The sequence below is a fragment of the Streptomyces sp. NPDC013157 genome, from assembly GCF_042899865.1.
In the GTDB taxonomy this organism is placed as follows: Bacteria; Actinomycetota; Actinomycetes; order Streptomycetales; family Streptomycetaceae; genus Streptomyces.
Genome location: NZ_JBIBAK010000018.1, coordinates 107,975 through 119,566 on the forward strand (window position 1 = coordinate 107,975; position 11,592 = coordinate 119,566).

The 11,592-nt window shown below is 71.2% G+C and carries 11 protein-coding genes; 4 read left to right on the plus strand and 7 right to left on the minus strand.

From position 1 onward, the window contains the following. Window positions 1–17 precede the first annotated feature (17 nt). The 3 genes from ACFY6U_RS40585 to ACFY6U_RS40595 form a co-directional block, all read right to left on the minus strand. Entirely contained in the window at window positions 18–2,108 is a 2,091-nt protein-coding gene (locus ACFY6U_RS40585) for a SpoIIE family protein phosphatase (protein ID WP_390046537.1), read from the minus strand. Between the two features lie 304 nt (window positions 2,109–2,412). After that, complete coding sequence (locus tag ACFY6U_RS40590) at window positions 2,413–3,126, minus strand: DUF402 domain-containing protein (protein ID WP_390046539.1); 714 nt, start codon at window positions 3,124–3,126, stop codon at window positions 2,413–2,415. Window positions 3,127–3,210: 84 nt separating this feature from the next. Beyond that, a complete protein-coding gene (locus ACFY6U_RS40595) occupies window positions 3,211–4,596 on the minus strand; it encodes a class II fumarate hydratase (RefSeq protein ID WP_390046541.1) in 1,386 nt (461 codons plus the stop codon). Window positions 4,597–4,782: 186 nt separating this feature from the next. On the opposite strand from ACFY6U_RS40595, the gene ACFY6U_RS40600 reads away from it, so the two are divergent. Continuing rightward, window positions 4,783–5,157, plus strand: coding sequence for a hypothetical protein (locus ACFY6U_RS40600; protein WP_390046543.1), 375 nt, complete (start codon window positions 4,783–4,785; stop codon window positions 5,155–5,157). A 421-nt stretch (window positions 5,158–5,578) separates the two neighbouring features. Here ACFY6U_RS40600 and ACFY6U_RS40605 read toward each other — a convergent pair whose 3' ends face one another. Continuing rightward, the gene (locus tag ACFY6U_RS40605) at window positions 5,579–7,249 is read right to left on the minus strand and encodes a fumarate hydratase (RefSeq protein ID WP_390046545.1); all 1,671 of its coding nucleotides are present in this window, start codon (window positions 7,247–7,249) and stop codon (window positions 5,579–5,581) included. A gap of 181 nt (window positions 7,250–7,430) precedes the next feature. Here ACFY6U_RS40605 and ACFY6U_RS40610 point away from each other — a divergent pair, with 181 nt between their 5' ends. Both ACFY6U_RS40610 and ACFY6U_RS40615 read left to right on the plus strand, forming a co-directional pair. Further along, entirely contained in the window at window positions 7,431–8,132 is a 702-nt protein-coding gene (locus tag ACFY6U_RS40610) for a DUF1707 domain-containing protein (RefSeq protein WP_390046547.1), read from the plus strand. Between the two features lie 153 nt (window positions 8,133–8,285). Further along, window positions 8,286–8,669: a WhiB family transcriptional regulator gene (locus ACFY6U_RS40615; protein ID WP_350781383.1), complete on the plus strand. Its 384-nt coding sequence runs from the start codon at window positions 8,286–8,288 to the stop codon at window positions 8,667–8,669. Between the two features lie 173 nt (window positions 8,670–8,842). Here ACFY6U_RS40615 and glpX read toward each other — a convergent pair whose 3' ends face one another. Beyond that, a complete protein-coding gene (gene glpX, locus ACFY6U_RS40620; protein WP_390046550.1) occupies window positions 8,843–9,880 on the minus strand; it encodes a class II fructose-bisphosphatase in 1,038 nt (345 codons plus the stop codon). A gap of 126 nt (window positions 9,881–10,006) precedes the next feature. Here glpX and ACFY6U_RS40625 point away from each other — a divergent pair, with 126 nt between their 5' ends. Next, on the plus strand, window positions 10,007–10,531 hold the full coding sequence (locus ACFY6U_RS40625; RefSeq protein WP_390046552.1) for a DUF4245 domain-containing protein: 525 nt from the start codon (window positions 10,007–10,009) through the stop codon (window positions 10,529–10,531). A 75-nt stretch (window positions 10,532–10,606) separates the two neighbouring features. Here the strand turns inward: ACFY6U_RS40625 and ACFY6U_RS40630 are convergent, their stop codons facing one another. Continuing rightward, window positions 10,607–11,200: a malonic semialdehyde reductase gene (locus tag ACFY6U_RS40630; RefSeq protein ID WP_390046554.1), complete on the minus strand. Its 594-nt coding sequence runs from the start codon at window positions 11,198–11,200 to the stop codon at window positions 10,607–10,609. A 144-nt stretch (window positions 11,201–11,344) separates the two neighbouring features. Next, on the minus strand, window positions 11,345–11,587 hold the full coding sequence (locus tag ACFY6U_RS40635) for an exodeoxyribonuclease VII small subunit (protein WP_390046555.1): 243 nt from the start codon (window positions 11,585–11,587) through the stop codon (window positions 11,345–11,347). Window positions 11,588–11,592 lie beyond the last annotated feature (5 nt).

The following is an 11,592-nucleotide window of genomic DNA, read 5'->3' on the forward strand; positions in this document are numbered from 1 at the left end:
CTCGAGCCCCCGCGGCGCTATCTGTTCAGCTCGAACCAGACGACCTTCCCGGTGCTCAACCGGGTCGCCCCCCACCGCCGCGCCAGCCGGTTCACCAGATACAGCCCCCGGCCGCCCTCGTCCGTCGCCCGGGCCTGCCGCAGCCGCGGCAGCTGCGGGACGTCGTCGCCGACCTCGCACCGCAGCACATCCGTCCGCAGCAACCGCAACGTCACCGGTCGCGACGCGTACCGCACCGCGTTCGTCACGACCTCGCTGACCAGCAGTTCGACGGAGTCGGTGAGTTCCTCCAGGCCCCAGCGGGCCAGCGCACGGCGTGCCAGCCGCCGGGCCCGCCCCGGCGCCGCGTCCTCCGGCTCCAGGAACCAGTACGCCACATCGCTCGGCGCGATCCCGTCGAACCGGGCCGCGAGCAGCGCGATGTCGTCGTCGCGGTCACCCGGCCCGAGCATGTCGAGCACCTCGTCGCACAGGGCCTCCAGCGGCGGCGGATGGTCCGGCCCCGTCAGCTGCGCGGTCGCGGCGAGCTTCTCGCGCAGCTGCTCTATACCGGTCCACACGTCCCGCAGCCGGGACTCCACCAGCCCGTCGGTGTACAGGAGCAGCGTCGCCCCGGCCGGCGCGTCCAGCTCCACCGCCTCGAAGTCGACCCCGCCGACGCCGATCGGCGCCCCGGCCGGCACCCGCAGCACCTCGGCGCGGCCGCCCAGGTGCAGCAGCACCGGCGGCGGATGACCGGCGTTGGCGATGGTGATGCGGTGCGACACCGGGTCGTAGACCGCGTACAGGCAGGTCGCCATCCGGTCGGAGCCGAGCCGCTGGGCCTGCTCGTCGAGGTGGTGCAGGACCTCCTGCGGCGGCAGGTCGAGCCCGGCGAGGGTCTGCGCGGTGGTCCGCAGCTGCCCCATGATGGCCGCCGACGTCATCGAGTGGCCCATGACGTCACCCACCACCAGCGCCACCCGGCTGCCGGGCAGCGGGATCGCGTCGTACCAGTCGCCGCCCACCCGGGCCGTCTCGGCGGCCGGCAGGTAGCGGGAGGCCAGCCGCACGCCTGTCGCGCTCGGCAGGTTCTCCGGCAGCATGGTCCGCTGCAGCTCGTCGGCGATGTAGGCCTCCCGGCCGTACAGCACCGCCTTGTCGATGCCGAGCGCGCTGTGGGTGGCCAGCTGGGCGGCGACCAGCAGGTCGTCGGCCTCGAACGCGAGCCGCTCCGGGCGGCGCAGGAACAGGGCCGCGCCGATCACCCGGCGCCGGCCGCGCAGCGGGGCGAGGATCGCGTGCTGGGCACCGGGGACCAGCGACTCGTTGCCCTCGCCGAGGAGTTCGGGCAACGCCGCGCGCGCCGCGGGGGAGTCGGCGAAGACCGGCCGTACGCCCCGCAGCACCTCGTTCAGCGCACCGCCCGGCCGTACCTCGCACAGCTCCGCGGTGAGCGCGGCCAGGCCGATGTCGGCCGGATCCGGCTCCGGGACGGGCAACGGCGGAAAACCGTCGGAGTCACGTTCCTCAGGGATCCGGTCGGTGCGGCGCAGCCGCAGCACCACCGGGCCGACGGGCCGCTCGTCGCCGACCGGCAGCGGGTCGCGCAGATAGACCAGGATCGTGTCCGAGAAGGTCGGCACGGTCGCCCGGCACAGCCCCATCACGATCTCGTCCAGGTCGATGCCCCGGGCGATCCGCCGGGTTGCGGCGCCCACGAAGCGCAGCCGGTCGCCGTCCCGCCGCATCGGCATCGGCCGGCCCGGCGGCAGCCCGCGTCCGGTACGCCGCTCCTGCGCGCTCGCCACCCGCTCCGGCTCGGCGCCGGGCTGTGGCGGGATGCCCTCCGGGGCGGGGCGCGGCCGGTGCGGATCGGGCTCAGCGCTGGTGGGCTGGGCGTGCTCGGGGCCGTTGACGGAGTGCTCCTCGGACGTGCTGGTACCGGGGCCGCAGGGCGTCTCGCCCGCACGGGCCTGTGCCGGTAAGGCGGTGCCGCCGCGCGGACAGGGCTGGGGTTGTCCCTGCGTCTGCAGTTGCGGCTGCGGGGTGTGCAGGAGCCCCCCGCGGGCCTCCGCGGGGTCGGCGCCCGGCTGTGGGCGCTCGTAGGAGGTGGGGTGCTCCGTCACGCGTGTCGAATCCGTCCGTCCGGGGCTGCGCGCCGGGCGCGCAGATGGTCCCGCCGAAGTGCCGATACCCGGATTACGTGTCCCAGGAACGGAATTTCGGCGTGGCTGGAGGCTGTTCCTGTGCCACCGGCGAACGATCTGCGGCCCGCGCACCGCTCGCCGGTGTTGCCCTCGTACCCCTCGCTCACGTCCTGCCGCCCCTCGGTGACGTTCGGTCAAGCCCGGCGCATGATCCGGGAGTTGTGCTCACGTTTCCTTGCGGAGGACGATCCTACGGTTGTGGACCGGGGGCGCATCAAGGGTCTCATGAGGACACGTGCGCGGGCGTACGGTCCCAGTCCTCCGGGAGTGACGGTACCGCCCAGGACGGGTCCGGGCGCCAGTGCTGCCAGCCGGACGAGAAGGGCGCCTCCCAGGCCTCGACGTCGGCCACCGCGGCCAGGCCCGCCGTCCGCACCGCCGCGGCCGTCTCCGCGTCCATCAGCCCGTCCTGCTGGGCCTGCGCGAACTCGTCCTCGTCGAGCCACTGCCAACTGCGGTCCGGGTGCACGGAGATGTCCAGAAAGTAGTCCTCCGAGTCCACTCCGCCGCCCCAGCGGACCAGCGGCTGCTCAAGGTTGACGTACCAGTTCTTGAACTGCCAGCCCGGCTCCCAGAACAGCCACACCGACCAGGGCTGACCGGGCCGGGCCAGCTTCAGCACACCGGTACCGCGCCAGTGGCCGTGCGTGACGGACCGGGGTTTGGTGTAGCGGGACTCAAGCGGTTCTTCACCGAGCGACGAGCCGTCGGCGAGGACGGGCCTGACGCACTCGGTGCCGGGGGCCAGCCAGACGGCGAGCAACTCCTCGTCGTCCCGGACGACGGTGACGGGGCGCGCGATGTGGAAGCCGTGTCCGGCGTTCTCCCGGTACCGCCACAGGATCTGGCTCCCAGGAGTCCAGAAACCGGCCCCGTCGCCGGTCGCACCGCCCGTTTCCCCGCGCATCACGCGTCTCACCGCTCCACCGTCTGCCATGCACAGATATTAGGTGCCGTAGGCATACGACGCTGCGGCGGACGTCACGGTTCTGGCCGGGCGGCGCGAAACGTTCGCACGCGGTTACGGCCGCGTCATCCGCAGGACATCCAGCGCCTCGTCCAGCTGCTCGACCGTCAGGTCACCCCGTTCGACGTACCCGCCCTCGATGACCACCTGACGGATCGTCTTCCGCTCGGCCAGCGCCCTCTTGGCCACCTTGGCGGCCTCCTCGTACCCGATGTACTTGTTGAGCGGCGTGACCACGGAGGGCGACGACTCGGCGTACTCCCGGGCCCGCTCGCGGTGCGCGGTGATCCCGTCCACGGTCCGGTCGGCGAGCAGCCGCGAGACGTTGGCGAGCAGCCGGACGGACTCCAGCACGTTCCTGCCGATGACCGGCAGCATCACGTTGAGCTCGAAGTTCCCGGCCGCGCCGGCCACGGCGATGGTCTGGTCGTTCCCGATGACCTGCGCGGCCACCATCAACACGGCCTCGGGAATGACCGGGTTGACCTTCCCCGGCATGATCGAGGACCCCGGCTGCAGATCCGGCAGCGAGATCTCGGCGAGTCCGGTCCGCGGCCCCGAGGACATCCACCGCAGGTCGTTGGCGATCTTCGTCAGCCCGACCGCGACGGTCCGCAGCTGCCCGCTGGTCTCCACGATCCCGTCCCGGGCGCCCTGCGCCTCGAAGTGGTTCCGGGCCTCGGTGAACGGCAGCCCGGTGACCCGCGCGACCTCCTCGATCACCGCGGCGGAGAACCCGGGCGGCGTATTGATCCCGGTGCCCACGGCCGTCCCGCCGAGCGGCAGCTCCGCGAGCCGGGGCAGCGAGGCCCGCAGCCGCTCGACGCCGTACCGCACCTGCGCCGCGTACCCCCCGAACTCCTGCCCCAGCGTCACCGGCGTCGCATCCATCAAATGGGTCCGCCCGGACTTCACCACGTCGGCGAACTCCTCGGACTTCCTGGCGAGCGAGTCGGCGAGATGATCGAGCGCCGGAATCAGGTCCCGGGTGACGGCGGCGGTGGCGGCGATGTGGAGGGACGACGGGAACACGTCGTTGGAGGACTGCGAGGCGTTCACGTGGTCGTTGGGATGAACGTCCCGCCCGAGCCGCTCGGTCGCCAGCGTCGCGAGGACCTCGTTGGTGTTCATGTTCGAGGAGGTGCCGGACCCGGTCTGGAACACGTCCACGGGAAAGTGCTCGTCCCACGTCCCCTCGGCGACCTCCTCGGCCGCCTCCTGGATCGCCCGCGCGATGTCCTTGTCGACCACCCCCAGCTCGGCGTTCACCTTGGCCGCCGCGCCCTTGATCCTGGCCAGCGCCTCGATGTGCGCGCGCTCGATCCGCTGCCCGGAGACGGGGAAGTTCTCGACGGCCCGTTGCGTCTGGGCCCGCCACTTGGCGTGTGCGGGGACCCGGACCTCGCCCATGGAGTCGTGTTCGATGCGGTAGTCGCTCATGCCCTTGTCAGCGATCGGGACACGGCGGTTGTTCCGGCCGCCTGCTGCATTGGCACCACCGACGTCACCGGGTCGGGGGACTGCTTCTCCGCCCACCGGGCGGGACATCACGAACAAATGTGACGATCACCCCAAGGTGACAGGGCGACTCCCCGCCGTCACCACGGCTGGCAGGAGGACCACTCGATGAACTTCACTCCCAAGGGTCTGCTCGGCGCCCTCGCGGCGGTGTCCATAGGCGCGGCGACCCTGCTGGGCGCGGCAGCCGGCAGCGCCGGTGCCGCCGGCGGCGCCCACCGGGCCCACTGCGACCGAGCCGAACGACCCGTCTGGAGCGGCGACCCCAGCCGCAACATGACCAGCCACGGCTGCGCCCTGCCGTCCAGCGAGCGCCCCTGGTACCGCGTCGCGATCGACAACCTGGCACAGCCCCACCACACGACGGACTACGCGAACGGCCCGGTCGACCACACCGAGAAGCTGCACGACGAAACCGTCAGGTGCATGGGCTACACCAAGGACGGCGACACGGTGAACTGGTTCGGCTGCATCCCCGACTGATACCTGTGACGAGAGCGGGTCCGCCCCCCCTCCAGCCCGTCCGCCGTTCGAGGACGGGCGCCCCCTCCAGCCCGTCCGGCGTTTGAGGACGGGGGCCGGTCCGCACCCCCTCCAGCCCGTCCGGCGTTTGAGGACGGGGGCCGGTCCGCACTCCCACCAGCCCGTCCGGCGTTTGAGGACGGGGGCCGGCCCGCGCCCCCTCCAGCCCGTCCGGCGTTTGAGGACGGGGGCCGGTCCGCACCCCCACCAGCCCGTCCGGCGTTTGAGGACGAGGCCGTTCAGGCCGAAGCGGGGGTCCGGGGGCGGCAGCCCCCGAAACGGACGGCCGCAACCGGGGCGGTCGAAGGGGGCCCACCCCCTGGAAGGACGGGACGGGTAGGGGCGGCGGGGGCGACATCCGCCCCCGCCGCAACCGGACGCACTACGCCAGCCCGGGCCCCCGCACCGGGATCGAGGTGAACGTCGGAGCCGGGGCGGGGTCCTGGAAGAAGTCGTTGCCCTTGTCGTCCACGACGACGAACGCCGGGAAGTCCTCGACCTCGATCTTCCAGACGGCCTCCATGCCGAGCTCCTCGTACTCGACGACCTCGACCTTCTTGATGCAGTCCTGGGCGAGCCGCGCGGCCGGCCCGCCGATGGAGCCGAGGTAGAAGCCGCCGTGCGCCTCGCACGCGTCGGTGACCTGCTTGCTGCGGTTGCCCTTGGCGAGCATCACCTTGGAGCCGCCCGCGGCCTGGAACTGCTCGACGTAGGAGTCCATGCGGCCGGCGGTCGTCGGCCCGAAGGATCCGGAGGCGTAGCCCTCGGGGGTCTTCGCGGGGCCCGCGTAGTACACCGGATGGTCCTTCAGGTACTGCGGCATCTCCTCGCCCGCGTCGAGCCGCTCCTTGATCTTGGCGTGCGCGATGTCGCGCGCCACGACCAGCGGCCCGGTGAGCGAGAGCCGCGTCTTGACCGGGTACCTGGTCAGCTCGGCGAGGATCGTGTCCATCGGCTGGTTGAGGTCGATCTTCACGACGTCCGAGGACTCGTCCAGGTGCTCGTCGGTGGTCTCCGGCAGGAACCGCGCCGGGTCCGTCTCCAGCTGCTCCAGGAAGACGCCCTCGGCGGTGATCTTCGCGACGGCCTGGCGGTCCGCGGAGCAGGACACGGCGATGGCGACCGGGCAGGACGCGCCGTGCCGCGGCAGCCGGACCACGCGCACGTCGTGGCAGAAGTACTTGCCGCCGAACTGCGCGCCGATGCCGATCTTCTGGGTCAGCTCGAAGACCTTCTGCTCCAGGTCCTTGTCCCGGAAGCCGTGCCCGAGCGCCGAGCCCTCGGCCGGGATCTCGTCCAGGTAGTGCGCGGAGGCGTACTTGGCGGTCTTCAGCGCGTACTCGGCGCTCGTACCGCCCACCACGATCGCCAGGTGGTACGGCGGGCACGCGGCGGTGCCGAGCGAACGGATCTTCTCCTCCAGGAACTTCATCATGGAGGCCTCGTTGAGGACGGCCTTCGTCTCCTGGTAGAGGAACGACTTGTTGGCCGAGCCGCCGCCCTTCGCCATGAAGAGGAACTTGTAGGCGCCGCCGTCGGTGGCGTAGAGCTCGATCTGGGCCGGCAGGTTCGACCCCGTGTTCTTCTCCTCCCACATGGTGAGCGGAGCCATCTGCGAGTAGCGCAGGTTGAGGTTCAGGTACGCGTCGTAGATGCCGCGGCTCAGCGCCGCCTCGTCGCCGCCCTCGGTCAGCACGTTCTGGCCGCGCTTGCCCATGACGATCGCGGTGCCGGTGTCCTGGCACATCGGCAGCACGCCGGCGGCCGCGATGTTCGCGTTCTTCAGCAGGTCCAGCGCCACGAACTTGTCGTTGCTCGACGCCTCCGGGTCGTCGATGATCCGGCGGAGCTGGGCGAGGTGGGCCGGGCGCAGGTAGTGCTGGATGTCGTGGATCGCCTCCTCGGCGAGCTTGCGCAGCGCCTCCGGCTCCACCTTGAGGAACGTCCGCCCGTCCGGTCCCTCGACGGTGGACACACCCTCCGAGGTCACCAGCCGGTACGGGGTGGTGTCCTCGCCCTGGGGAAGCAGATCGGTATACGCGAACTCAGGCATCTCAGCCCATTCCTCACTCTGACGGACGGCCGCCCGCCGACGCTGGCGGGCGCTGTCCAGCGTAGAACCTGCCACTGACGGGGAGCCTGTGAGGTAAGGCTCAGTTCGGGAACCGTACGGGTTCTCCACAGGTCGCGACGAGGGGTAGTCGCGATCTATCGCGTTTCGGTACGCTGCTGCCGTGGACCTTCAGAAGCAGACCCCTCAGGAGCGCGCCGGAGCGCCGGTGGCCGAGCTGCGCGCCTCGGACGCCGACCGCGACCGCATCGCCGACATCCTGCGGGAGGCCCTCGCCGAGGGGCGCCTGACCGCCGACGAGCACGCCGAGCGTGTGGAGGGGGTGCTGAACGCCAAGACGGTGGGCGAGCTGGAGGTCTTCATACGGGACCTGCCGGCGGCCCACGCCCGCCCCTCCGCCCCGGCCTACACGCCGGTGCCGCCCCGCCCGACGCCCGGCGCGATCCCCGTCGAGGCGGACGGCAACGTGGTGGCCGTCTTCAGCAGCGCCCGCCGCCGAGGCCGCTGGCGGGCCGGCCGCCGGCTGCACGCCTACGCGGTCTTCGGCTCCATCGAGCTGGACCTCACCGAGGCGATCTTCGAGTACCAGCAGGTCGTCGTCAAGGCGATCTCGGTCTTCGGAGACATCCAGATCCGCGTCCCGGAGAACGTGTCGCTGCGCGGCACCGGCGGCGGTGTGCTCGGCAACTTCGAGGCGGACACGCTGGATTCGGTCGACTCCGACGCGCCGGTCGTCTACGTCGACGGCTGGGCCGTCCTCGGCAACGTGGAGGCGCGGCCGAAGCGCGGAAAGCTCATCGCGGACATCCTGGACCGGGTTCAGGACAAGGTCGACAGGAAGTTGCGCAAACACCTGGACCGTTGACGGTCGCGAATCACTCCCTGCCCACCGGCCTCAGGGGTCGTGAACAAGCCGCCGTAGTACGGCTGTTGAGAACGCTGTGCATAGGCCCGCGCACAGCGGGTAGGCCTTGCTGCATCGTCTCTCGCTCGCGAAGCCGTCGTCAGGAGTAGACCCGTGCTGCAACCGCCGCATTCGTCCCTGCAGGTAGCTGCCGTTCCGGCCCAGCGGGTGCCAGTGCGGGACAGGGACCAAGACGCCCCCTGGCACACCGAGGCGGTGTGCCGGCGCGACGAGGCAGGCCTGTTCTTCGCACCCTCCAAGGAGCCCACCGCGGCCCGGCTGTCCCGGGAGGAGGCGGCCAAGCGGGTCTGCGCCCGCTGCCCGGTGATGGTCGAGTGCCGCGAACACGCGCTGCTCCAGCCCGAGCCCTACGGCGTCTGGGGCGGCCTCACGGCAGCGGAACGCCGCGTGGTCCTGGCCCGCCGCAGGCGCCGCGACATGGAACTGAAAAAGGCGGCACGAGCGACGGCAGCGAACCGCATAGCGCAAGCGGGCTGACAAAAAGGCGCCCTCTCCGCACAGAGGGCGCCTTTCGACTTGCCGAGGGGCCAGCGCCCCTTTCTTTCAGGGGCGCGGGGCTGTGTCTGATGTGCGGCTACCGCCGCGCGGGCGCGACCAGCCACGACGCGCCCGCAGTCGCCGGCGCACCGCAGTCCCCTGTCCCGACCGCGTCACTTCGGCCGGTCGAAATCCACCGTGCTGTACGCCCGCAGCTTGCGCAGCCGGTGCTCGGAGTCGATCCGCCGCACCGTCCCCGACTTCGACCGCATCACGATGGACTCGGTCAGCGCGGTCTCCGACCGGTACCGCACACCACGCAGCAGCTCGCCGTCGGTGATCCCGGTCGCGACGAAGAACACGTTCTCCCCGGTCACCAGGTCCTCGGTGGTCAGCACCCGGTCCAGGTCGTGCCCGGCGTCGACCGCCCGCTGCCGCTCCTCGTCGTCCTTGGGCCACAGTTTGCCCTGGATGGTCCCGCCCAGGCACTTCACCGCGCACGCCGAGATGATGCCCTCGGGCGTGCCGCCGACCCCGAGCAGCATGTCGACGCCGGTGCCCTCGCGCAGCGCGTAGATCGACCCGGCGACGTCACCGTCGGAGATCAGCTTGATGCGCGCGCCGGCCTCCCGGATCTCCTTGATGATCCCTTCGTGCCGCGGCCGGTCGAGGATGACGACGGTCACGTCCTCCGGGGTGGCCCGCTTCGCCTTGGCGACCCGCCGGATGTTGACGGCGACGGGCGCGTCGATGTCGACGAAGTCCGCCGCCTCCGGGCCCGTGACCAGCTTGTCCATGTAGAACACGGCGGACGGGTCGAACATGGCCCCGCGCTCGGCCGCGGCGAGCACGGCGATCGCGTTGGGCATGCCCTTGGCGGTCAGCGTGGTCCCGTCGATCGGGTCGACGGCGATGTCGACCTCGGGCCCGGTGCCGTCACCGATGCGCTCCCCGTTGAAGAGCATCGGGGCCTCGTCCTTCTCGCCCTCGCCGATGACGACCACGCCGTTCATCGACACGGTGGAGACGAGGGTCCGCATCGCGCGCACCGCGGCGCCGTCGGCGCCGTTCTTGTCGCCGCGGCCGACCCAGCGTCCCGCGGCCATCGCCGCGGCCTCGGTCACCCGGACGAGCTCCAGGGCGAGGTTGCGGTCGGGGGCCTCGGAGGGAACATCGAGTTCGGACGGCAGATGATGATGATTCTCGGTCATCGGAGCGCACCTTTCTGATACGACGACGGCCGGATGAGGGTTTCCCGTCGACTCTATCGCCAGGCCGACAAAATGAGCAGGGGACCCCACGGATGAGCGCAGCGGGCACCTGCGACGATAGGGGGCGTGGCAGGCACGAACGGCAAGCAGAAGACGGTCCGGGACATGATTCTCTCCCTGGCCCTGATCGGCCTCGCGGCGGGCTTCATCTACCTGCTCGTCCCGCATGACGATCACGCTCCCGACATCCAGCGGGTCGACTACCGGGTCGAGCTGCTGACGGCACGGCGCGCGGCGACCTACCCGGTGGCCGCGCCGGAGGGCCTGCCCAGCACCTGGAAGGCGACCTCGGTCCGCTTCCAGGGCGAGGCCGGGGACCGCTGGCATCTCGGCTACCAGACCCCCGACGGTCAGTACGTCCAGATCGAGCAGTCGACTCAGAAGCGCACGGACTTCATCGACGACGCCAGCCAGGGCGCGTCGGCCACGAAGACGACCGAGAAGATCGGCGACCGCACCTGGACGCACTACACCGGCGGCCGCTACGACGCGCTGGTGCTGGACGGCACCACCGGCTCCACCACGGTGGTGGCCGGCACCGCCTCCTTCGCCCAGCTGACCACGATGGCGGCGGCCCTGAAGCTGTCCTGACGCGGGCGTCGCGACACGAAAGCGAGAGGCCCCCGGCGCCGTTGCCGGGGGCCTCTGTCACGTCTGCGGGGTGGCTCAGACGGTCGTGACGACGTCGTCGTACGCCAGACGCGGGGAGCGCGGGAACCAGGCGTCGGGGCCCGGCTTGCCGATGTTGACGACCACGAACGGGGTGTGGTCGTCGTCCAGGAACTCCTTCTGGATGCCCGCGAAGTCGACACCCGTCATCGGGCCGGCGGCGAGGCCGGCGGCACGGACGCCGATGATGAAGTAGGCGGCCTGGAGGGCGGCGTTCAGGGCGGCGTTCTTCTCACGGGCGTCGCGGCCGGCGCCCTCGAACATGGCCTTGGCGCCCTCGAAGTGCGGGAAGAGCTGCGGCAGCTCCTCGTGGAACTCGTTGTCCGCCGAGAGGATCGCGACCAGCGGGGCGGCCGCGGTCTTCTTCTGGTTGCCCTCGGACAGGTGCCGCACCAGGCGCTCGCGGGCCTCGGGGGAGCGGACCAGCGTGACGCGCAGCGGCGACTGGTTCATGGAGGTCGGGCCGTACTTGACCAGGTCGTAGATCGCCTGGACCTGCTCGTCGGTCACCGGCTCGTCGGTGAAGGTGTTGGCGGTGCGGGCCTCACGGAACAGCAGGTCCTGAGCGGCGGGGTCGAGAACGAGAGACATGGTTGAACTTCCTGGGGGTCGCATCGCGTTCAAATCCGGACCACGGTCCGGATAGCCTGACAGGCACGACCATACGCGAGGGAAGGTTCAAGGTTCAACAAAGACCGGGCCGCGGTGATCCGCCTCACACGAAGGGCACCCCGCTCAGCCCTCCTCTTCGGCCCCTTCCCCTTCCCCCTCCACCTCTTCCTCGGCCAGCGCCGCGTCCAGCCGGGCCCGGGCCCCCTCCAGCCACCGCCGGCACACCTGGGCCAGCTCCTCACCCCGCTCCCAGAGCGCCAGGGACTCCTCAAGGCTCGTCCCGCCGGCCTCCAGCCGCCGCACGGTCTCGATCAGCTCGTCCCGCGCCTGCTCGTAGGAGAGCGTCTCCTCCGCCTTGCTGCTCATGCACA